Here is a 23,828-nt window from a genome sequence, read left to right on the forward strand (position 1 = left end):
ATGCCCTTTTTGATTAAGGAAGTTTCCAAATTGGAATCTGTATTTCTGAAATATACTCATTTTCAGAGTCTGAATAGTCATAATCCACTATATTTTTTTCAATAGAATCTCCAATTATCTTATATCCGTTTACATCTATCCATTTTATAAGCTTTTCATAATTTGTCTGCATTTCTCTATATGGCCCCACAAAGGTTATACATGCATAATCATTTTCTTTTACAACTTTGAATCTATGAACTACATTTTCATCAAAGGAGAGAATCTCAATAAAGTAACGAAACTGATTAAATATTTTCTTTTCCATGTTTTCCTTGGAAATCGAGGTATATACCTGACCCTCAATAAGGCATGAGCTAAATTTTAAATACTTTTCGTTCATCTTGAAGGCTTCAACTATCTCTTCTCTTTTTTCCTCACTGCTCATATCCAAAAAAAGCCCTACTCTTTCTGGTATTTTTTTTACAGTGATTTTTCCTACTTCCTTATCTATACTTTCCAGAAGCTCTCTTTTGTTTTGAATTTTTTTTTGAAGATTTACAAGCCTTTTTATTTTTTTATCTATCTCCTCTTCTTTCTTGCTCAAAAGACTAAGTAAGTTTCCTATATTCTTGTGTTTCATATACTCTTTTATATCTTCCAAAGAAATATCAAGACTCTTGAAAAAAAGTATCCGGCTAAGCTTTAAAAAGCTTTTTATATCATAATACCTATAATGGTTGTATTCATCATGATCTGGTTTGAATAAGTCTATTTTTTCATAGTATCTTAGAGTATCTGAGCTTATATTAAAAAACTTAGATATTTCTCCAATAAGAAATTTATCCTTCATAGCTTTAGACCCGTCCTTTTTGATTTTATTATGCAAGCTATAAATAATTTTTATAAAAAATTATACTGACTTCCATTATAGAATATAAAGTCTTAATTTTCAATCTTCTTATTTTGTATTGACCTTGGAGTTGCTCTAATGTTTATAATCTTAAGGGTAATTATAATATAAGTTAATCCAAGGAGGATGTTATGGAAATTAGTTCGTTAAAAAGAGAAGGCTACAAGGTGCTTTTAGCTGGTCTTTTCATTAATCTTACAATAGGCGTGCTTTACTCTTGGAGTGTAATCAGCAAGGCACTTATCGCAGATTATGGCTGGAGCAGTAGTGAGGCTTCACTCCCTTACTCTGTAGCTATAATGGTATGGGGAACCACTTTACTTATTGCTGGAAGGCTTCAAGATAAAATAGGACCTAGAAAAGTTGTAACCCTTGGGGTAATATTAACTGGAGCTGGACTTATAATCTCCGGGCTTGTTCAAAGTACATCTATGATTACTGCATCATTTGGTATTTTAGTGGGTTCTGGAATCGGATTTGCGTATGCAACTGTTACTCCTCCAGCTCTTAAATGGTTTCATCCATCAAAAAAAGGTATGGTTACAGGAATAGTTGTAAGCGGTATGGGACTCGCTTCATTATATATAGCACCATCTACTACAAAGCTTCTCCAAGTATTTGGAATATCAAAAACCTTTTTAATTCTAGGAACATTTATATTAGCAGTTGCCGTGCCCCTTGCACAATTAATTAAAAACCCTCCACAAGGATACATACCTGAAGAACCAGTTCAAAAATCTACAAAAGAGAAAAAAATATCTCCTGCTATGGAGTCAAGAGACTTTAACTGGAGAGAAATGATGCATACAAAACAATTTTATATGTTCTGGATAATGTTTGCTTTTGCATCTTCTGCTGGTCTTATGATTATAGGAAATATAGCAACTATAGCGAAAACTCAAGCTTCAGTTGAAAATGGTTTTTTCCTAGTTGGACTACTAGCTATATTTAATGCTTCAGGTAGATTAATCGGCGGTTCACTTTCTGATAAAATCGGAAGACTGAAGACTATGATGATTTTCTTTGCAATTCAAGCAATTAATATGCTGGTTTTCTCTACTTATACAAGCACTTTAGGAATCTCGATTGGAACTGCTATAGCCGGTCTAAGCTACGGCTCTCTACTTTGTCTATTTCCATCTGTAATTGCTGATTATTATGGAGTTAAGAACTTTGGAGCAAACTATGGAGTACTGTTTACTGCATGGGGAGTAAGTGGAGTTATAGGCCCAATAATTGCAGGTACTGTTGTTGATGTGACAGGATCTTTCACACTATCATATACAATATCATCTGTACTTTTAGGAATCGCTCTTGTTATGGCATTTTTTATAAAACCACTTGCTAGTGAAGAAACTATTTCTTCCTTCAATTCAAAGCAAGCTTTTAAGGTTGCTAAAAACAAAATATAATTATATTAAATATATAATTTAGTTAAGAAAACCTCTTCCGATCGGAAGAGGTTTTCTCATATTTAAAATCTCCATAAAAACCAAATACTTGCAGAAAGTGAAAGCAGAATAAAAGATATCATGAAAAAAAATTTATAATTATTAAAAAGCTTTTCATTTATATTTTTCTTAATTGCCAAATCCTCAACTTCTAAATAAGAATCTTCTTTAATCTCATCTAAGTCTTTACTTCTTTTTATAATAAGTTCCTTAATTTTTTCAATTGAAGAATATTTTTCCAGCACTTCAGCTTTTTCTCTTCCACAATTGCTACAGATTGAAGAATCCTTTAAATTAAAAAATCCACATATGCATCTATAAAAAGTTTTCCCTTCCAAAGCAAGTGAGTATGCATCTTCACCGCATATTTCTTTCATACTCATCAAATCACTTTTTGGCAAGTCAGTAAATGTGATTTTTTCTACTTCTTCATCAAAGAGGCTAAGTGAGCTTCCATCTTTAAAGACTGCTTTTAAAAGCCTTATCATTGCCTTTCTTGCCAACGCAAATTGAGGTGGAATTTCCATGGTTTCTAAATGGGCTATATCTCCTGATTTTATATTTATATTGGTGAGTTTTACATCATATGGTTCTTCATTTAATTTTATCGATGCGGTATCAAAGAAAAAAATTTCATAATCAAGTTCTGTAAGTTCTTTTTCATAAAGGTTCATGACATACATTTCTAGGTTAACGCTGTCCTCTGTTCCAGTTATTTTAACATCCATAACTTGAACAAATGCATCTCCTCCAATCATAGCTTCACATGGAGATGCTATTACTTTTCTTTTCATACTTTCCCCCATTTCAACAAGTATAAATTATTGGAAATCTAAATATTTTCTATCTATTTGATGTATAAATCTGCTTGGTTTTTTATTTTGTCCATCCTTTTCAGGATCTATAGAATAGGTTATATAAAGAGTTTTTTTGGGTCTAGTAATTGCTACATAAAAAAGTCTTTTCTCTTCTTTAAGCCTTTTTTCATCCGAGCTAAGCCCTGAAGGGAAACTATTATCAGTTGCATTATATATAAACACAGTTTCAAATTCAAGGCCCTTAGCTTGATGAACAGTTATAACTGGTATCTGCTCTTTCATTTTTAAAAGCCTATCTGAATCATTTCCAAGTGAAGCAACTTCAAGCAAATATATAAGAGAGTCTAAAGCACTTAATTCTAAATTGTCATATTCTCTAAAAATCCTATATAGCTCTCTTAATTTTTCCATTTCTACCACGCTTTTTTCATATCTATCCAGAAGATTACTCTTCATAAGTCCGTGATGAAGAATTTCTTTCGGCCTGTTATTTTTTAAGTCATCCTTTAAATCACCTACTATCCTTGCAATAGGATAAAATCTATCTTCATACTTCCTAAAAACTTCTTTTCTTCTTTCTTTGTTTTCCTCTATTTTAATGTATAGTCTTGCAAGTAATTCAAGGGTGGTTATCACATCATCAATAGCATTATGAGTAGGTTTATGATTAAGACCTAAATAAATATGAAGATTTTCCAGTTTATAGCTATCTAAATCTTTAAATACGTTTCTTACAAGTCTTAGAGTATCATAAACTGAGTTTTTATCTATATCTAAAGAAATGTCATAGTATTTTATATTTTCTTTAAGGATACTTATATCATAGTTTACGTTGTGTCCTATTAGAACTGATTCACCTATAAATTCAAAGAAATCCTCTATCCCTGTTTTAGGATCTACACCTTCCGTAAACAGCATGGCATCTGATATTTTATGGACTTTATAAGAGTCCCCAACTGATTCGTCAATTTTTAAAAGTCTTTCGAACTTTTGTATTACTCCATCTTTTCCCCCTCTTACTGCTGCGATTTGAATCACCTTGTCAGATTTGACATCTAGGCCTGTTGTCTCAACATCAAAAGATACAATATCATTTTTTTTAAACGCCTCTCTTAAAAGATAATAGGGATCTTTGGACTTGTAATTGTCCACATCAAGGAAGGAGCATATATCAAGATAACCATTGTCCTTCTCAGCTAAAAATTCCTCTGCAAGCTCTTTATTGATTCGTTTTAAACTTAGTATATCTTTTGGATTAACCATAAGCTTTAGATAAGCAAGAGCATTTTTTATCTCGCTTCTGCTAAAAAACCTCGTTTTGTCAATCATAAAAACAGGTATACCTTTGTTTTCTAAGAAGCTACCAATATCCTTACCGTCTCTATTGGTTCTACATAGTATGGATATTAGGCTTAAATTAGTGCCTTTATCTTTCATCCTCAATATTTCATCACATATATATACTTTTTCTTCTTCTTTAGTTTTAAAGCCTTTTACTTTGATTTTTTCCTCAAGTTTGACCTCTTCCCATTCTCTATGGTGCCCTAAAAATGATTCTGCTCCATGAAGTATTGCTTTTTTAGATCTGTAGTTTTCTTTAAAACTAAGTTCTAAATAGTCTTTATTATTTCTTTTGAAATCTGACAAAATTTCATTTGGGATAGAACCTCTCCATTCATATATCGTCTGGTGTATGTCTCCAAAAATACCAATATTTCCATGAGCTTCATAGAGATTTTTTATTATTTTATATTCTATTTTGTTTGTATCTTGTACTTCATCAAGCTCCATCCATTCATATCTTTCTCTCCATCTATTTCTAATCTTATCATCCTCAAAAGCCTTTGCAGTCCCCACAACGAGTGATGTGAAGTCCATAAGATTATAATCAAGAAGAAGTTTTTCATAAATGGAAATGGAATTGAAGAGAATTTTTTCAAATGAAAATACACTTCTTGAAACATTTCTATCCTTTACAAGTTGTAAAAAGATTTTTCTATGGTTTAAAGGTTTCCCCTCTGTAAAAGAGTACTCTCTAGCTAACCTCATATATTCCATCACAAACTGCTCTTCATTATAATAAAGCTTTCTTTCTAGGCCTGCCTTAGCTAGAGCCTCCTTCATAAGATTTTTTGAATCCTCTTCATCTATAATTATAAAATCCCGTCCTATCGATAGGTTTCGAGACTCCTCTCTCAATATAAAACCACAAAGTCCATGAAAGGTTGATACTTTTATTTTTAGACCTTCTTCCCCCATTACTTCCTTGATTCTATTGCTCATGGATTTAGCCGCTCTATTTGTAAACGTAAGGAGGAGCATTTTTTCAAGAGGAATCCCCTTTAAAAATGCATTGTATGCCCTTAAAGCTATGACATCCGTCTTTCCTGTGCCGGCTGAAGCCATTACTATAAGAGGCCCAAATACCTTTTCAAAGGCCTTTTTTTGAATATCATTCAATCTATTTTCTAATCCCTTTGTATCCATTTTTTCCCCCTGTATATTTTAACTACATCAATGTACAAGTTTATTTTATCCTAGTAAATCCTAAGCATTTCCTTATAGTGTTTAAATTCTACTATTTATTCATATTTCCTTTATTTCATGCCTTTGTATTATTTTAACATATGATATATAATATTTTATAAGATTGGCCTAATTTAAATAATGGGGTGATATTTTGGATAAAATTCTTAATTTTAAACCACATGATGTTTTTGCATATTTTGAGGAAATAAGTAAAATACCAAGAGGCTCTGGTAATGAGCAAAGGATAAGTGATTATCTTGTAGACTTCGCTAAATCTAATAATTTAAGCTACATAAGAGACAATTACAATAATGTAATAATTAAAAAAAATGGGACAAAGGGATATGAGAATCTTCCTACTGTAATCCTTCAAGGACATATGGACATGGTTAATGAAAAAAACAACGATAAGGTCCATGATTTTGAAAATGACCCCCTATCTTTGGTTATTAAAGGAGATATGATATTCGCAGATAATACTACCCTTGGCGCAGACAACGGTATAGCACTTGCAATGACAATGGCTATCTTATCTTCTGATAGCATTGAGCATCCTCCAATCGAAGCAGTGTTTACAGTAGAGGAGGAGACAGGCCTTGTCGGAGCATATAAGTTAGATGCCAGTTCTCTAAATGGCGAATATCTCATAAATTTAGACTCAGAAGAAGAAGGAGAGCTACTTGTAAGCTGTGCTGGTGGAGCTAGGACAAAAATGCTTTTACCAGTAGATTATACAGCTCTTCACGGCAACTATCTAACATATCATATTTCTGTAAAGGGGCTAAAGGGTGGCCACTCAGGAATGGATATAATAAAGGGAAGAGGAAACTCTAATATAATAATGGGGAGAATTTTAAACGACCTTCAAGGTATAATGAATTTTGAGATTTTTTCTATAAATGGTGGATCCAAAATGAATGCAATTCCAAGAGAATGTGATCTAGTCATCGGAATTTCTCCTAAAGATAAGGAAAATCTGGAGTTTTTTGTAGATAAATTCGAAGGAAATATTAAAAATGAGTTAAGAGAAAAGGATGACGATGTAAAAATTACTTTAAATGAGACCTCAATAATCTCTGATAAAGTACTTAACGAGGATTCTAAGTCTCGACTTATAGCTGCTCTTATGCTTATTCCAAATGGAGTATATACTATGAGCGCTTCCATAGAAAATCTAGTGGAGAGTTCATCTAATTTAGGAATAGTAACTACAAATTCTGATCATATCCTATTTGAAAGTGCTGTAAGAAGCTCAGTTAACTCATTGAAAAAGGTTATACTACAAAAGCAAAAGAATCTTGCAAACCTTCTTTGGGCAGAGCTTACTATTGATTCTGACTATCCAGAATGGCAGTACAACCCAGACTCTAAACTAAGAACTCATTTTCAAAATGTCTATAAGAAACTAACAGGGAAAGCTGCCCATATAACTGCTATACACGCTGGGGTAGAATGTGGTCTATTTAAAGAAAAGATGCCTAACCTTGATATGATTTCTATAGGTCCTAATATGTATGATGTTCATACACCAAATGAACATATCAGCATATCATCAGTAGAGAGGACATATGAATACCTTCTTGCTATACTAAAGGATTTTAAGAATATCGAAAGTATCTAAATACAACTACTAGATATTAAAAAATTATTTCTAAACATAAAATTGGCCCCTGATTATATCAGGGGCCTTTTGTGATGTATTTTAATGTCTTTATTGAAACTGATTTTTTATTATTTCTTTCTTAAAGTTTTTAATTAAAATTGAGCTTCTGCCATTCTCTTATATACTTCATATCTTTCTTTAGCTTCTTCTTCTGCTTTATCAAATAGCTCTTCTGCTATTTCTGGGAATGCAGTTTTTAATGAAGTATATCTAACTTGATTGTCTAGGAATTCTCTAAAGCTTGCTTTAGGCTCTTTTGAATCAAGGATAAATGGATTCTTACCTTGTGCCTTAAGCTCTGGGTTGAATCTATATAAATGCCAGTATCCAGCATCCACAGCTTGCTGAGTATTTGCCTGTGTTCTTCCCATTCCTTCTTTAAGTCCGTGAGCAACACATGGTGCATATGCTATAACAAGAGATGGTCCATCATATTTCTCAGCCTCAAGAAGTGCTTTCATAACCTGGTTCTTGTCTGCTCCCATTCCAACTTGTGCAACATATACGTATCCGTAAGTTGTAGCTATCATACCAAGGTCTTTCTTCTTAACTTTTTTACCAGATGCAGCAAATTTAGCAACAGCTGCAGTTGGAGTAGCTTTAGAAGACTGTCCTCCAGTATTTGAGTAAACCTCTGTGTCCATAACAAGAACGTTTACGTTTTCACCTGATGCAAGAACATGGTCAAGTCCACCGTATCCGATGTCATAAGCCCATCCATCTCCACCAAATATCCATACTGATTTTTTAATTAGGTAATCAGATTTTTCGTTTATCTCATCTGCTAAAACTTTAGCATCTCCACTTAGAGTTACTATTGCTTCTTTTACTTTTAGGCTTGCTTCTTTGCTTGCTTCTGAATCTTCCATAGAAGCTATCCAGCTTTCAAATGCCTCTTTAGCCTGAGCGTCTATATCCATTTCTAGAAGTTGCTCCATAACTGTTTTAAGTCTTTCTCTCATTACTTTTACAGCTATTGCCATACCGTATCCATACTCTGCATTGTCCTCAAATAGAGAGTTAGCCCAAGCTGGTCCTTTTCCTTGTGCGTTTTTAGTGTATGGAGTAGACGGTGCAGAACCTCCCCAGATTGAAGAACATCCAGTAGCATTTGCTATTATCATTCTATCTCCAAATAGTTGAGTAATAAGTTTAGCATAAGGAGTCTCTCCACAACCAGCACAAGCTCCTGAGAACTCAAGCAGTGGCTGAGCAAACTGACTTCCCTTTATATTCTCTTTTGTCATTAAGTGATCTTTGTATGTTACATTTCCATGAGCGTAATCAAACTTAGCTATTTCAGCTTTTTGAGTTTCGATTGGCTGCATTATAAGTGCTTTTTCTCCTTTTTTACCAGGACAAATATCAGCACAGTTTCCACATCCTGTACAGTCAAGTGGAGTAACCTGAATTCTGTATCCAAGTCCTTCAAAGCCTTTACCCATAGCAGTAAGTGTATCAAAGCCCTCTGGAGCATTCTTTTGTTCTTGTTCGTCTGCTAAGAATGGTCTTATAGCTGCGTGAGGACATACATAAGAACACTGGTTACACTGAATACAGTTTTCTTTAACCCACTGAGGAACATTTACTGCGATTCCTCTTTTTTCAAAAGCAGCACTTCCGTGAGGCATCATACCATTTTCTGCTCCTACAAATGCAGATACTGGAAGATTATCTCCTTCTTGAGCATTTACTGGTCTTAATATATTCTTGATGAAATCTGGCTCATCTTCGTTTCTAACGATAACAGAGCTAGCTTCAAGACCTGCCCATGATGCTGGAACTTCTACTTTATGAAGTGCTCCTGCACCTTTTTCAACAGCCGCATAGTTCATATCTAGAACTTTTTGACCTTTTTTACCGTACTCTTTATCTATAGAATCTTTAAGATATTTCTCTGCATCTTCCATAGATATTACATCTGCTAGTTTGAAGAATGCAGACTGCATAATCATGTTTATTCTATTTCCTAGTCCTATCTCATCAGCTATATCAGTTGCATTGATAGTGTAGAACTTAATTTCATTTTCAGCTATATATTTTTTCATAGCAGCTGGAAGCTCTTGCTCTAATTCGGCATCAGTCCACTTACAGTTAAGGACAAAAGTTCCGCCTTTTTTAAGACCCTTAAGAATTTCATACTGATTTACATATGCTTGGTTGTGACATGCTACAAAATCTGCCTCGTCAATAAGGTAAGTTGATCTTATTGGCTTTTTACCAAATCTAAGGTGAGATATAGTAACTCCACCTGATTTCTTAGAGTCATAAGAGAAGTATCCTTGAGCATACATATCTGTATGGTCTCCTATAATCTTTATAGCAGATTTGTTTGCTCCAACAGTACCATCAGAACCAAGACCCCAGAACTTACATCTTACTGTTCCTTCTGGTGCTATTCTTAGTGTTTCTTCTACTGGTAGTGAAAGGTTAGTTACATCATCTTCTATAGCTATTGTAAAGTTATTTTTTGGTTTATCAGCTTTAAGATTTTTAAATACTGTTAAAAGATGAGTAGGCGTAGTATCTTTAGATCCAAGTCCATATCTTCCTCCAACTATTATTGGAGCATTTTCCTTGTCAAAGAATAGGTTTCTTATATCAAGGTGTAGTGGCTCTGCAGGTGCTCCTGGCTCTTTAGTTCTATCAAGAACAGCTATTTTCTTAACTGTTGATGGAAGAACATCAAAGAAGTATTTTTCAGAGAAAGGTCTATATAGATGTACTTTTATAAGACCAACTTTTTCTCCTTTTTCCATAAGATAATCTATAGTTTCTTCTAGTGCTTCAGTTACTGAACCCATAGCTATAACAATGTTTTCTGCATCTGGTGCTCCATAGTAGTTAAATGGCTTGTACTCTCTTCCTGTTAGAGATGATATTTCTTTCATATAATCATTTACAATATCCGGTACGTTTAGATAGAAAGTATTCGAAGCCTCTCTAGCTTGGAAGAATATATCAGGGTTTTGAGCAGTTCCTTTAGTGTACGGATTTTCTGGGTTTAATGAACCTTTTCTAAATCTTGCAACTGCATCTTTATCTACAAGTCTATCAAAATCTGCATAATCTATAAGCTCTACCTTTTGAACCTCATGAGATGTTCTAAATCCATCAAAGAAATGAAGGAAAGGTATTCTTGATTTTATAGCACTTAGATGAGCAATACCACCAAGGTCTATAACTTCCTGAACAGATCCTGAAGCTAAAAGTGCAAATCCTGTTTGTCTTGCTGCCATAACATCAGAGTGATCTCCAAATATTGAAAGAGCATGACTCGCTACAGCACGTGCAGATACGTGGAATACACAAGGAAGAAGCTCTCCTGCAATCTTGTACATATTAGGTATCATAAGTAGAAGACCTTGGGAAGCAGTGTATGTAGTAGTAAGCGCTCCGGCTGATAAAGATCCGTGAACTGCTCCTGCTGCACCTGCCTCAGATTGTAATTCTGTAACCTTAACTTCTTGTCCAAATATGTTCTTCTGCCCATTTGCTGACCACTCGTCTGTAAGTTCAGCCATTGGTGAAGAAGGAGTAATTGGGTAAATCGCAGCAACTTCTGTAAATGCATAAGATACATAAGCAGCGGCTGTGTTTCCATCCATAGTTTTCATGATTTTAGCCATTGAATGACCCTCCTCAATTAGTCTTTTAGTTAAAAAAAATAGGTGTTGGTACAATGTATACACACTGTTAATAAAAAAACAATGTGTTCAAAATGGGCCTAAGCCCATTTTTAACTAATTAATAACCAGTGCCTTGAGAACTTTTGCCAGTCGCAATCGCAATTGATGAGCTTGCTCCTATTCTGCTGGCTCCATTTTCTATCATCTTTACTGCATCATCATAGGTTCTTACTCCACCAGATGCCTTTACTCCCATACCTTCTCCAACAGTCTTTCTCATAAGTGCTATATCTTCCTTCGTAGCTCCTCCTGTTGAAAATCCTGTAGATGTTTTTACAAAGTCAGCTCCAGCTTCTTTAGCAATTTCACATGCTTTTACTTTTTCTTCATCTGTTAAAAGACATGTTTCAATTATAACTTTTACAAGAGCTTTGTCTTTTGCTGCATTAACTACAGCCTTTATATCTTTAAGGGTATATTCATAATCCTTTGCTTTAAGTCTAGATATGTTTATTACCATATCTATCTCATGGGCACCCTTGTTTATAGCATCCTTAGTTTCAAACTCTTTTGTTTCAGTTGTAGTTGCTCCAAGAGGAAACCCTATAACTGTACAAACCTTTACATCAGATTTTTCAAGCTCTTTTTTCGCAAGCTCTATAAATGATGGGTTTATGCATACTGAGAAAAATCCATATTCCTTAGCTTCTTTACAAAGCTTTAGGACTTCATCATCTTTAGCATCTGCTTTAAGAAGTGTATGATCTATATATTTAGATAGTTCCTTCAATTTATTTCCTCCTTTAGGTCAAGAAGATTAACCTAGCTTTACAAGCTCTACCATTTCTCCGTTTGCAACTCCAGCTGCATTTCCTTCTTCAAGATCCACATGCATTTCAAGAGCAAAATTTTCATGTGCTCTAACTAGTACGTTTTTAAAAACAACGCCTCTATCTCCATGAGTTTCTACATTTACTATTTCCATATCCTTTACCCCAAAAGCTTCTGCATCCTTTAGGCTCATGTGTATATGTCTTGAAGCTATTATTATACCTTCTTCAAGGTCAACTTCACCTTTAGGGCCGATTAGCTTTGCTCCTGGACTTCCTTTTATATCTCCTGATTCTCTAACTGGAGCATCTAGTCCTAAAACCCTCGCATCGGCATATGAAACTTCTATTTGAGTAGATTTTCTAGCAGGGCCTAATACTCTTACACCTTTTAAAGAACCCTTTGGTCCAATTATATCAACCTTTTCTTGACAAGCAAACTGTCCTGGTTGAGAAAGGTCTTTAAAATGAGTCAATTCGTACCCTTCTCCAAAAAGAGTCTCGATATGCTCCTTGCTTAGGTGCATATGTCTATTTGATAGTGCTATAGGTAATTTCATGAAAAAAGCCTCCTAAATTTCATCCATTTTATTTATTCTTCCAGAGTAAATTATACTGTATATTGGCAATATAAAGCAAATTCAATTTAGTGCATAAAAATACATTTCCTAAAATTTACAGTTTAACACAGGGAGGACTTAATTAAATTGATGATTTCTTTGATGTTTTTGTCAAAGTTTTTAAGAAAATCTTCTCTTTCATCGATTGGTATATTATCTATGTCAGTTTCTTGCATATGCTCTATCAGCTTAGTGTTAATGCATTTGAAAAAAAATTCCATAGTTACCTTATTTCCTATAAACTGTGTTTCGTAAGGCTTGCTTCCTGCTAAAGATACTAAAAGACCATATCTTTTTTTGTATCGATCTATAGTAGGAGATTTTAAAATGTATTTACTTGCATAAAATGCCTGGGTCCTATCTACAAATCCCTTTAGCTTACCAGGGACACCATCAAAGAACACTGGACTGATTGCAATAGTTCCATCAGATTTATCAATAATATCATAAATCTGGGTCATATCATCCTTCATAAAGCATTTTCCAGTTCTATCACAATATCCGCAGGCTATGCATGGGTCAAAATTCATTTTCCTGATATTTATATATTTGGTTTTAATTCCTTGATTTTCAAGTATAGAAATTGCTCTTTCACATAAAAATGAAGTGTTTCCAGATTTTCTAGGACTTCCGTTTATAATGATTATTTCCACAATTAGATATTCTCCTTTTTTTGGACTTTCTTGACGAGCACAAGCATTACATCATCTTCCATATAATCTTTTCCTGTGAATTTTTTCAACTCAACTGGAAGCTCTTTGCAAATTTCTTCCCCAGTTTTTTCAAAGTTTTCTGTAAGAAACCTTTCTAGGTTTTCTGTTCCAAAATCCTTTTCATCCATATCTCCAGCTTCTATTATACCGTCTGTATAAAAAGCTATCATTTCCATATCTTTTATATCATACTCATACTCTTCATATTCTGAGTCTTCCATGACTCCAATTGGCATCCCCTCGTCAGTTTGAAACATTTCGCACGCAAGGGAATCTCCATCTTTTTTGAATACCATTGGATACAGGTGACCAGCATTTGAAGATATAGCTATGTTTTTTTCAAAATCTAGATACATTATTCTTGCAGTAATAAAGAGGTTAAGAGCATCTAAGTCATTAAAGAGAATTTTATTCATTTTATTTATTACTTCTCCAGGACGTAAATCCTCTGAAATAAGAGTCTTGAGTACACCTTTCATCATCGCAACGAAATAATTTGAAAGAATCCCATGGCCCATTACATCTGCTATAAAGACCATAGCCCTATGGTCATCAATTTCTAAAAGTTTGCAAAAATCTCCTCCGATTTGTCTTGAAGGACTGTAATAATAATCTATAGAGATATTTCCGTCATTTAGACTCATATGCTTATCACTCATTATAAGTTCCTGTTGTTTGCCTACAATCTCAAGGTCTCTTTCCATTAGCCTGCTTTCAAATACTTTTTTACTACTTAAGTACATTATAAGTGATAGGACAATTTCTGTAGAAAATATACCTAGTATCTTAAGGTCATCATCATAATATTTTTTGCTATTTACAGCTATCAAGTAGCCAAGAACCTCTTCTCCTTTTTTCAAAGTATCATACATGAGAGTATTTATTCCATTAGCTACCATATTCTGTGGAAGAGAGGCTCCAATATACCGGTTTTTACTGCAACCTGCCTCTGCCTCATCCATAATGAATTTCATTATGCTAGAAAAATCATCCACATCTCCAAACCTAGCCATAGTATTGATTCTAGCATCATTATCTTGAAGTATTATAAAGCAGGCTTCACTATTTGTCAGCTTTGCAATTTGTTCACTTATCATAGTTAAGAAAGAATCTATCCCTTTATTTTTATAAAGTTCATCTGTAGCTGTTCCAATGGAGCTAATCGCCTCTCTTAGCTTTTTTACAATTCTATCTATGTCTCCATTATATCTCGTAATTTCAATGGAAAGCCCAAGTAGAGATGCAACTGAATTTACAAAATCAATATCAGATTCCGATAGTTTTTCCCCTTCTGACATAAAACATGTCAAAAATCCCACCGTTTTATTGCTTGATATAAGTGGAAAGACTGCTCTTGCTACATATCCCTCTACCTTTGCCATATCAAGCTCTGACTGCGCTCTTATATCCTCATCAAGTTTTTTTATGTATATAGGAGTTTTTGTTTTTACAGACTCTCTAATATATGTAGGGTATTCACGAAGAGGTATTTTGGTCCCCTTAGGTGTTTTATTTTCAGAGAACATTTTAGGTATTTTTTCTAGTGTTGCATCACATACAAGGTATGCAAAATTGTACTCATCTCTTTCAAATATATTAACGCAAGCTTTTGTGGGAGGTATAACTTGAAGCATCTTTTCCACAACCTCATCTTTTATATCGAAAAAATTTTTAGAAGAGGTTACAAGCTTTGATATTTCAACTATAGCATCAAGCGTCTTTTTAAGGTCTTCGTTGCCCAAGTTTCATCCCCCTCTCTATTCTATATATTTTTCTCCTGCGGAAGTGTCTTTTGTATTATGTATGACACCAGTAAACTTAGGATGAAAAATGAAACAAGTATATATATAGCCATGTCCATAAAAAACCCTTCAGGCATTAGGTTTATTATAATGCTCTCACTTGGATAAAGAATCCAGTAATCATTACTAAAAAATAGTTTGTGAAATATCACAAAGGCTCTATTAAAATTCATAGCTATAAGTCCTGTTAAAGCGAGTATCCCACCAACTACACTTAAATATGTAATTCTATATCTTTTGGAAAAATCCTTTTGATTTTCAGATTTTTTAATTAAAAAAGCGAGTACTATTATAAGATAAAACCTTACTGCACTTCCAGCACGAAAGAGTACTTTTACATCTTCCATATGAACTATTTCTCTTTCTCCAAAAAACCCTCTTCTGTTCATATTGTCTGTAAGTCCTGATAGATAAAATATGACATCATTTGTTACCATATCAACTGGATACATCTGAACATATTCTATAGAATATATATCATATTTATTGTACTCATAAAAATAAACTGGCCTTAAAACTGAAAACATTTCAGTGGATGTAAAAACAATTATATATACCACTATAAGCACTATAGATAAGTATCTTAGTCTTTGCAAAAGAGCCTCCTATTATTTTTTAATACTATTATATAGTTAATTCCCTTATAATACAAAAGAAAAAAGGTCACCTTTTCAATATGGTGACCTTTTTAGGTTTAGTAAGCTATATTTTATTTTGAAAAACTAATCAATGGCAGCTATGTATGGGAGATTTCTATATTGCTCCTTACAGTCAATTCCATACCCAACTATAAATTTGTCCTCTATTTCAAAGCCTACATAATCAGCCACAACATCACATTTTCTTCTATGAGGCTTGTCAAGAAGAGTACATATTTTTAATGACTTAACATGCCTAGCTCCTAGATACTCTCTAAGGTAGTTTAGTGTTAGTCCAGTATCTATTATATCTTCAACTATTATCACATTCATTCCAGTAATATCCATGTCTAAGTCTTTTATTATCTTCACTACCCCAGAACTTTCTGTAGACATTCCATAGCTTGATACTGACATGAAGTCAAGAGTTATTGGAAGATCAATCTCACGAATAAGATCAGATACAAAAACGCAGGCACCCTTTAAGATTCCAATTACAAAAACATGTTCTCCTTCATAATCCTTTTGAATTTTTCCAGCAAGCTCTAACACTTTATTATGTATTTGCTCCTTTGAAAACATGACTTTAGATATATCCATAAAAAACTCCTTTCATCTTTCAGATTCTAATTCCTATTTCTACCTGAAAATCCCAAATAACATTGTAACATAATTCATCTATATGTCGAATATTTTTCTTGAATAATAACGAAAGGTTCGATTTATATTGAATCTAAGAAAAAAGACTATTTAGATTGATAATAAATCCCCATAAAATTCTAAAAGATTCTTATAAGGAAAGTACTTATCTATCTAATAGTCTTTTTTATAATTAAAAGATATAACTCTTCAGTACTTCATCCTTCAATCTACAGTTTTTCTTTTGCCATTTCCTCAAAGTCCATCAATATAATCTCTTTTTCTGAGTATCTAGCAAGTGCATATATAGTATCAGATAGTCTGTTTACGAATTTTATAAGATGAGGATTTACTTCCTCTTCCCTAGCTAAAGCAAGTATTCTTCTTTCTGCTCTTCTGCACACTGTACGGGCAACATGAAGAGCTGCAGAGCCTTTTGATGTCCCTGGAACTATAAAGGCATCTACCTTATCGATTTTTTCCAGATATTCGTCAATCCAGCCTTCAAGGGCTAGTACATGCTCCTCTTGAATTTTATTTTTAAATTTGGAGGTATCTTCCGTTGCTAATTCTCCAGCTACAAAAAAAAGTTTTTTTTGAACTTTAAATATTTTTTGCCTCACATCTTCATCCTCAATAAAATTTTTCGCAAATCCAAGATGCGAATTTAGCTCATCTACAGTACCATAAGCCTCTACCTTTACAGAATCTTTCCTTACTCTTGCTCCATCATAAAGAGATGTCTCTCCTTTATCTCCAGTCTTTGTATATATTTTCAAATAAATTCCCTCCAGTCCTAATATTAATTTAAGATTTGTTTTATACAAGCAAATTTTAAAGTATAATATATATATCCCAGAAATATGATAATGTATCAATTATGATAGATTTTCCCTGGATTCTTTTGTAAAAACAAAAGAAATAAAACAAAAAGGGAGGTTTTTTTATGTCCACTATAAATCATGGAGCAAATCTTTTTGACTTAGAAAAAAAATATGGATTTAAAAAAGAGGAAATGATGGATTTCAGCTCTAATATAAATCCTTTTGGAGCTTCTCAAAAAGCACTTAAAGCTATTTCTGAAAATCCACAAATTGTTTCTATTTATCCTGACCCACATTATAAGATTTTAAAAGAATCCATATCCCATTACTCAAGGTCAAATATCGAGAATATAATTCTCGGAAATGGAGCTACAAGCCTTATATCGGGCTTTATCAAGGAGGTTGCTCCTAAAAACGCTTTAGTTCTATCTCCTGCTTACTCTGAGTATAAAAAGGAACTCGAAAAAATAGATTCGAATATATTTGAGCTAACTTTAAAGCCTGAAGAAAATTTCCTGACAAGCTCTGAGGAAATTATTGAAAAAGCCAAGGCAACAGAATCAACCCTTATAGTAATATGCAATCCTAATAACCCAACAGGAACAATTCTTGATAGAGAATCAATAAGAAAAATAGCCTCTTCTATTAATGGGTATATTATGGTTGATGAAACCTATATTGAGTTTACTGATAAATGTTTATATTCCTCTTCTGAGCTATGCGATGAGATTCCAAATCTATTTGTAATAAGAGGTACAAGTAAGTTTTTCTCAACTCCTGGTCTCAGACTTGGCTATGGAATAATTTCTGATAAAAAAATAAGGTGTTCATTGGAAAAATATACAAGTCTTTGGGGAATTAACATATTCGCAGATATAATGGGAAGCATTATGTTTACAGATGAGCTTTATCAAAGAGATACCTATAAAAATATCTGCGAAGAAAGAACTTTTTTAATTAATTCCTTAAGCATTTTTAATGATTTAAAGGTTTATCCTTCCTTTGGAAATTTTATTCTCTGCGAAATAAAAACTAAAAAAATAAAAGCTAATGACTTATATAAAAGTCTCATAAAAGATAAGATAATTATAAGAAACTGCGAGAGCTTTCAAGGCTTGTCAGAGTATTATTTCAGGGTATGCACTCTTAAAAGACAGGAAAATGAATATCTTATCGATAAACTAAGTCTATATTTAAAGTAATAATATAATGAGTTTTAAGAGAGGTAAAAAATGATTGATGAAATAAAAAATAAATTAAAACATTTTAAAAAAGATATACAGGGTCATGGAAAAAGCTTTGTCTCTTCAGTGCTTATTCCCCTTGTAGAAATAGATAAAGAGCTTTATATTCTCTTTGAGCTAAGATCTAAAACTCTAAATGCACAGCCTGGCGAAATATCTTTTCCTGGAGGAAAAAAAGATGAGGAAGATCTTACCTTTATGGATACTGCAATAAGGGAAACATGTGAAGAACTTGGAGTTAAAGAAGAAAATATAGAAATAATAACGGAAATGGATACTTTTGTAGCCCCTTTTAATCTTATAATCCATCCATTTTTAGGTATTCTTAAAGACACTTCTCAAATGAATATAAATAAAGCCGAAGTTGATCATGTTTTTATGGTACCTTTAAAATATTTTTTTGAGACAAAGCCCAAAAGATATGGAACCAAAGTTCAGGTAATACCAGATGAAGATTTTCCATATGATCATATACCAAGGGGAAGAAATTATGAATTTAAGATGGGAAGATATGACGTCCTTCTTTATGATTACGAAGGCTATATAATTTGGGGAATTACAGCAAAAATAATATACGATATGGTATGTCATTTTAAAGATATGGGAATCTTTCCTGACAAAATTAAAAATCTTTAGTCAAAATACATCTAAGGCGGTGCGTTTATTGGAAAAAAGAAATACTTTACCCATACTTGCTGGTATGGGTATGGCTACAATTTTTGGAATGAGTTTTATGTTTTCAAAGCTTGCTCTTGATGTAAGCTCTCCTATAGAGCTTATTTCATTTAGATTTTTATTTGCTTTTTTAGCTATGAGTATACTTGTAGCATTTAAAATAGTAAGGGTTGACTTTAAAGGAAAAAACCTTAAAAATCTTTTTCTTTTGAGCCTTAGTCAACCAATTACATACTTTATATTTGAAAGCTATGGTATTAAAATGACATCATCCTCTCAAGCTGGGATAATGGTTGCGCTAATTCCAATATTCGTCGCAGGATTTGGTGTCTTATTTCTTGGGGAAAAGACTACAAAAGGTGAACTTTTTTTTATTATTCTTTCTGTAGCTGGAGTCGGATTTACTGCATATGCAAAAAATTCAGATCCCTCCTCAGAAGTATTGGGAATAGTAATGCTTATGGGAGCAGTAATATCAGCATCATTTTTTAATATAATATCAAGGAAAATTTCATCTGAATTTTCATCATCAGAGCGAACCTATTCCATGATGTTTTTAGGAGCACTTTCCTTTAACCTTATAAATATTATTTCAAAAACTATTTCCGGAAATATTAACTCTTACTTTGCTCCTATAACAAAACCCGAGTTCATTATAGCACTTTTATATTTGAGCCTTCTTTCCTCTATAGTAGCTTTCTTTCTTGTAAATTACAGTCTCACTCATCTTGAGGCTTCAAAGGCAGCTGTTTTTTCAAATCTTGCTACTGTGGTTTCAATAATTGCAGGTGTCGTATTCTTAAAAGAAAGTTTTACTCAACATCAGATTTTAGGTTCATTAATGATACTTAGTGGAGTATTTGGAGCACAGTATCTTGGTATAATGAAAAAAAGAAAGATTATTAAGATATAAGCTTTCCATGTACTATCAGTCTTTGCTTGTTTGAATAAAGGGGATGACACGTAATTAAAGTTATTGTAGACTCCCCTTCCAAAGGCTTCAAAACCGAAAGGTCTGTTGGCTTTACAATCTTGATTTCATACACCTCGTAGGTTTTTATCCCTTCTTTAGTTTTAATATATATTTCATCTTTTAAATCAATTTCTTCCAGCCTGTTGAAAAATCTTGAAAATGTGTGACTCCTATGCCCTGCCAATGCAGAATTCCCAATTTGTCCTGGTAAAGGAGTGCCATTCATATGCCCAATGCCTCTAGAAAGTTCATTTTCACTGGTTCCCGATATTATAGGAAGATTCACTTCTATTTTCGGTATATTAATAATTCCAATCACAGATCCTATATCTATAGGCTTGTTATTGTTTGAGTTAAGTTCTAGAAGCTCATCTTCATCTGCTACTCTAGATTCTGCCATCTGAGCATAAATATCCTCAAGTTCATCATCAAGTTCTAATTGCTGAAGTCTTTCCAAATCACTATTTGTATCATTAAAGGCTTCAACAAGCATTTCTTCAAACTGCCCCATCATTTGCTTTTGTTTATAGTCATTGTATAGATTTCCTATAACTGGAAATATTATTATTGCAATTCCAAGTGCAATTAACCCATTAGAAAGAGCTTTTCTCACTTTAATCCCTCCTAATGCTAAAATAAAAGTCCATGTATTATCGAAGTACGCTATAGATAGAGAATGATTTATCCTTTATAGTTATACGTTTTTAAATGAATATAGCGGACAAAAGTCCGCTATATTCTCAGGGCTGAGTGTTTGTTCCATTATAAAAAGGATAGTTTGCTATTTTATAATTATATTTTACCCTTTTTTGAAATTATTAAACTATTAATAATTTCCTTCAAGTCCCATATTAAACGCTTCTTTATTCATATCTATGAATTTAGTTGGTACGTTGTCTTCAAGAGCTTTATACCATACTTCCTTTGGAATATCTAAATATCTGGCAGCTATACCCAGCATTAATATGTTTGCTACGGCAGCATTTCCAAGATTTTTTGCTATTTTAGTAGCATTTATCTTTATAAGCTCACTATTTTCAGCAATTTTTTCAAATATGTCTTCTGGATATTCTTCCTTCTCCTGCTGTACTAATGTAGGAGCCATTTCATACTCATTGATTACCGCAACAGAGTTATTAGGCTTCATCATCTCTCTCCATCTTCTACCCTCAAGAGCCTCAAAAGCTATAAGAATATCGCCTTGTCCTGGGGCAATATTAGGAGAGTTTATTTTTTCTCCAATTTTTACACTTCCCCATATTTTTCCTCCTCTTTGAGAAAGGCCTATAACATCATTTGTTTTAACATCAAATCCAGCCTCAAATGCGGCTTCACTCATTATTTTTGTAGTAAGGACAAGTCCCTGACCTCCTACTCCTGCTAAAATTATATTTTTGCTATTCATTATTAATTCCCCCCTATGGTATATTTTTCATAGTTTTGTTTAGTTCGTTTCTTTTTATAGCATTTACAGGACATACTTGGGCACATATCGAACACCCTACACACTGAGTTGGGTCGATTGACGATTTGAGCTTTTCTATGCCTTCATATTTTTTCATTCTAAGGGGTGGACAATTTGTCTTTATACAAGTCCTGCACGATATACAGACCTTAGGGTCCACATAAAAATGAGGCTCTTTTATTTTAAATTTTAGGGCACACGGTCTAGATGTTATAACAATAGAGAGTCCTTGTTTGTTGATAGCATTATTTATTACTTCTTTAGCATTTTTATAATCAAACTGGTCAATTCTTTGAACATCATCATAGCCCATTGCTTTAAGCATTTCGTCTATGCTAATATCCTGACCTGCTCCATCCATATGTTTTGAGCTTGCTGTCGGCTGACCTCCTGTCATAGCGGTTGTACCATTGTCAAGTATGAGCATAGTAATGTTTTCATCACCTTTTAGCTGATATCTTAAGTTAGCAAAACCTGCAAGCCCACTATGAAAGAAGGTACCATCTCCTATTACTCCAGCAAGAGGTCTATCATCACCTATTCTATCCATAGCCATTCTCATACCTTTAATCATACCAAGGGATGCACCCATGCTTATATTTGTCTTTAAAACTTCAAAAGGATATAAAAGTCCCATTGAGTAGCAACCTATATCACCAATCACAGTAACCTTGGATTTTTTTAATATATCAAACACAGGTCTATGAGGACATCCAGAGCAGAAAAGTGGTCCTCTTTGAGTAGTATCCTCTGGCTTTGGATCGACTATTTTTCTTTCAGTTATAAGCCCTGCATCTTTAAGTCCCTTTTCAATAACTTCAATGTTTAACTCACCTGTGAATTTAAAATACTTTTTACCTTCACACTCTATTCCAGCAATTTTAAGTTCATTTTCTATAAAAGGCATCATTTCTTCAATTACTATGATTCTATTGTAATTTGAAGAAAGCTCTCTAATTTTTTCAATAGGAAGTGGATATACCATCCCTAGTTTAAGTACACTCAGTTCAAGACCTAGCTCCATCAAATTTTGATAAGCAAGTCCAGATGTAATTATTAAGCAATCTGAATTCTTATGCTCTAATTTGTTGATGTTTGACTCATCTGCCCATTTTGAAAGTTTTTCTATTCTTTCCTTCATAGTGTATTGAAGCTGAAAGGTATGAGGTGGAAGCATGCAAAATTTGGCTGTATCTTCTTTAAATTTTTGTGATTCAACCTCTTCCCTTTCCTCAAATTCCACGATGCTTCTACTGTGACAGAGTCTACTTGTAATTCTAAGCATCATTGGAAGATTGTACTTTTCGCTTAGCTTAAGAGCTAATTTTGTAAAATCTTTAGATTCCTGAGAATCAGAAGGGTCTAGGATTCCCATATTTGCAAACTTCCCGATAATTCTGTTGTCTTGTTCATTTTGGGAGCTTGCCATTCCAGGGTCGTCTCCTGTCACTAAAAGAAATCCTCCATTAATATGACTTTGGGTAAATGTCATCAGAGGGTCCATAGCAATGTTTACTCCAACATGCTTCATAGAAGTAATCGCTCTTACTCCTCCCATTGAAGCTCCTATAGCAACCTCAAGTGCCACCTTTTCATTTGTAGAAAACTCTGAGTAAATTTCCTCATATTGTCTTATATTATCTAGTAGCTCTACTGTAGGAGACCCTGGATAACTAGCCGCGACCTTCCCTCCTGCCTCATAAAACCCTCTAGCTATTGCCTCATTTCCTGACATAACTGCTTTTTTAGGATTCATTTTTTATACCTCCTGAAAATTTATTTTATAAGTCATGATTTACAATGTAAGATTACCCAAATATAATCCCTTTGAAACCATTTTCCTGTTTTAAGTTTCAAAGGATTTATTCGGGGTAGAATTATACAGAATTAAATATAAAATTGTAGGAGGTATCTACATGAATAATGCACAGGATATAATAAGATATGCGATGGGTATGGAGCAAAGAGCTCAAGAGTTTTACGAGTTCTATAAAGACAAGGTTACAAGCCGAAAAATTAAAGAGCTTTTCGAAGGACTTGCTGAAATGGAGCATGAGCATTATGCAATCCTAGAGAGTCAGCTCAAATCTCTTGAAGCAAACAATACCTTTGAGGAGTTTTCCCTTGAAGTTTCAGAGGGAGAGGATATTATTAAGTCAAAAACAAAGGATATGGAGCATGTCGATTTAGAATATGATTTATCAGACCTGCCTATACTTAGAATGGCTTATGCAATGGAAAATGATTTTGCTGTCTTTTATGAAAAAGCATTAGAAAAGGCTACAGACCCTATTGCTAAAAATCTTTTAGAGACTCTAGCTAAATGGGAAAGAGAACATAGAGATTCCTTCCAAAGCGAAGTGGAACTAGCAACCCAAAACTCTTGGTTTGCCCAAGGTTTTTATCCATTTTAAAAAAAATAA

Annotated in this window: 20 protein-coding genes; 6 read left to right on the forward strand and 14 right to left on the reverse strand. The window is 33.5% G+C overall.

The window, feature by feature from the left end:
• Positions 1-13: 13 nt before the first annotated feature.
• Positions 14-832, reverse strand: a complete 819-nt coding sequence (locus J2Z35_RS02340) for a MerR family DNA-binding transcriptional regulator (protein ID WP_209658963.1) — start codon at positions 830-832, stop codon at positions 14-16.
• A 191-nt stretch (positions 833-1,023) separates the two neighbouring features.
• Here J2Z35_RS02340 and J2Z35_RS02345 point away from each other — a divergent pair, with 191 nt between their 5' ends.
• Positions 1,024-2,304, forward strand: coding sequence for an L-lactate MFS transporter (locus J2Z35_RS02345; protein ID WP_209658965.1), 1,281 nt, complete (start codon positions 1,024-1,026; stop codon positions 2,302-2,304).
• 62 nt (positions 2,305-2,366) lie between these two features.
• On the opposite strand, the gene J2Z35_RS02350 is transcribed toward J2Z35_RS02345, so the two are convergent.
• Both J2Z35_RS02350 and J2Z35_RS02355 read right to left on the reverse strand, forming a co-directional pair.
• Entirely contained in the window at positions 2,367-3,137 is a 771-nt protein-coding gene (locus J2Z35_RS02350) for a hypothetical protein (RefSeq protein WP_209658967.1), read from the reverse strand.
• 27 nt (positions 3,138-3,164) lie between these two features.
• A complete protein-coding gene (locus J2Z35_RS02355) occupies positions 3,165-5,648 on the reverse strand; it encodes a 3'-5' exonuclease (RefSeq protein ID WP_209658969.1) in 2,484 nt (827 codons plus the stop codon).
• A 193-nt stretch (positions 5,649-5,841) separates the two neighbouring features.
• On the opposite strand from J2Z35_RS02355, the gene J2Z35_RS02360 reads away from it, so the two are divergent.
• A complete protein-coding gene (locus tag J2Z35_RS02360; RefSeq protein ID WP_209658971.1) occupies positions 5,842-7,311 on the forward strand; it encodes an aminoacyl-histidine dipeptidase in 1,470 nt (489 codons plus the stop codon).
• Positions 7,312-7,445: 134 nt separating this feature from the next.
• Here the strand turns inward: J2Z35_RS02360 and nifJ are convergent, their stop codons facing one another.
• The 8 genes from nifJ to J2Z35_RS02400 form a co-directional block, all read right to left on the reverse strand.
• Positions 7,446-10,982 (reverse strand): pyruvate:ferredoxin (flavodoxin) oxidoreductase, encoded by a 3,537-nt coding sequence (gene nifJ / locus J2Z35_RS02365; protein WP_209658972.1) that lies wholly within the window; start codon positions 10,980-10,982, stop codon positions 7,446-7,448.
• Positions 10,983-11,100: 118 nt separating this feature from the next.
• Entirely contained in the window at positions 11,101-11,772 is a 672-nt protein-coding gene (deoC, locus tag J2Z35_RS02370) for a deoxyribose-phosphate aldolase (RefSeq protein ID WP_209658974.1), read from the reverse strand.
• 27 nt (positions 11,773-11,799) lie between these two features.
• Complete coding sequence (pduL, locus tag J2Z35_RS02375; protein WP_209658975.1) at positions 11,800-12,372, reverse strand: phosphate propanoyltransferase; 573 nt, start codon at positions 12,370-12,372, stop codon at positions 11,800-11,802.
• A gap of 122 nt (positions 12,373-12,494) precedes the next feature.
• Positions 12,495-13,085 carry a flavodoxin family protein gene (locus J2Z35_RS02380; protein ID WP_209658977.1) on the reverse strand — a complete coding sequence of 197 codons (591 nt, stop codon included), beginning with the start codon at positions 13,083-13,085 and terminating at the stop codon, positions 12,495-12,497.
• 2 nt (positions 13,086-13,087) lie between these two features.
• Positions 13,088-14,887: a GAF domain-containing SpoIIE family protein phosphatase gene (locus J2Z35_RS02385; RefSeq protein ID WP_209658979.1), complete on the reverse strand. Its 1,800-nt coding sequence runs from the start codon at positions 14,885-14,887 to the stop codon at positions 13,088-13,090.
• A gap of 20 nt (positions 14,888-14,907) precedes the next feature.
• Complete coding sequence (locus J2Z35_RS02390) at positions 14,908-15,543, reverse strand: TIGR01906 family membrane protein (RefSeq protein WP_209658981.1); 636 nt, start codon at positions 15,541-15,543, stop codon at positions 14,908-14,910.
• 126 nt (positions 15,544-15,669) lie between these two features.
• On the reverse strand, positions 15,670-16,185 hold the full coding sequence (gene hpt, locus J2Z35_RS02395) for a hypoxanthine phosphoribosyltransferase (RefSeq protein ID WP_209658983.1): 516 nt from the start codon (positions 16,183-16,185) through the stop codon (positions 15,670-15,672).
• Between the two features lie 269 nt (positions 16,186-16,454).
• On the reverse strand, positions 16,455-17,003 hold the full coding sequence (locus tag J2Z35_RS02400; protein WP_209658985.1) for a cob(I)yrinic acid a,c-diamide adenosyltransferase: 549 nt from the start codon (positions 17,001-17,003) through the stop codon (positions 16,455-16,457).
• Between the two features lie 167 nt (positions 17,004-17,170).
• Between J2Z35_RS02400 and J2Z35_RS02405 the strand changes: the two genes are divergently transcribed.
• Genes J2Z35_RS02405 through J2Z35_RS02415 form a run of 3 tightly spaced genes read left to right on the forward strand, consistent with a single transcriptional unit; the run spans position 17,171 to position 19,880 of the window.
• The gene (locus J2Z35_RS02405) at positions 17,171-18,250 is read left to right on the forward strand and encodes a pyridoxal phosphate-dependent aminotransferase (RefSeq protein WP_209658987.1); all 1,080 of its coding nucleotides are present in this window, start codon (positions 17,171-17,173) and stop codon (positions 18,248-18,250) included.
• 30 nt (positions 18,251-18,280) lie between these two features.
• Complete coding sequence (locus J2Z35_RS02410; protein WP_209658988.1) at positions 18,281-18,928, forward strand: NUDIX hydrolase; 648 nt, start codon at positions 18,281-18,283, stop codon at positions 18,926-18,928.
• Positions 18,929-18,956: 28 nt separating this feature from the next.
• The gene (locus J2Z35_RS02415) at positions 18,957-19,880 is read left to right on the forward strand and encodes a DMT family transporter (RefSeq protein WP_245330712.1); all 924 of its coding nucleotides are present in this window, start codon (positions 18,957-18,959) and stop codon (positions 19,878-19,880) included.
• On the opposite strand, the gene J2Z35_RS02420 is transcribed toward J2Z35_RS02415, so the two are convergent.
• From J2Z35_RS02420 to J2Z35_RS02430, 3 genes are all read right to left on the reverse strand, one after another.
• Complete coding sequence (locus tag J2Z35_RS02420; protein ID WP_209658990.1) at positions 19,870-20,553, reverse strand: class D sortase; 684 nt, start codon at positions 20,551-20,553, stop codon at positions 19,870-19,872. The genes J2Z35_RS02415 and J2Z35_RS02420 overlap by 11 nt on opposite strands.
• A 213-nt stretch (positions 20,554-20,766) precedes the next feature.
• Positions 20,767-21,345 carry an indolepyruvate oxidoreductase subunit beta gene (locus J2Z35_RS02425; RefSeq protein ID WP_209658992.1) on the reverse strand — a complete coding sequence of 193 codons (579 nt, stop codon included), beginning with the start codon at positions 21,343-21,345 and terminating at the stop codon, positions 20,767-20,769.
• A gap of 13 nt (positions 21,346-21,358) precedes the next feature.
• Complete coding sequence (locus tag J2Z35_RS02430) at positions 21,359-23,161, reverse strand: thiamine pyrophosphate-dependent enzyme (protein ID WP_209658994.1); 1,803 nt, start codon at positions 23,159-23,161, stop codon at positions 21,359-21,361.
• A gap of 160 nt (positions 23,162-23,321) precedes the next feature.
• Here J2Z35_RS02430 and J2Z35_RS02435 point away from each other — a divergent pair, with 160 nt between their 5' ends.
• Positions 23,322-23,819, forward strand: coding sequence for a ferritin family protein (locus J2Z35_RS02435; RefSeq protein WP_209658996.1), 498 nt, complete (start codon positions 23,322-23,324; stop codon positions 23,817-23,819).
• Positions 23,820-23,828: the final 9 nt, after the last annotated feature.

The sequence above is a fragment of the Acetoanaerobium pronyense genome, from assembly GCF_017874355.1.
Lineage (GTDB): Bacteria > Bacillota > Clostridia > Peptostreptococcales > Filifactoraceae > Acetoanaerobium > Acetoanaerobium pronyense.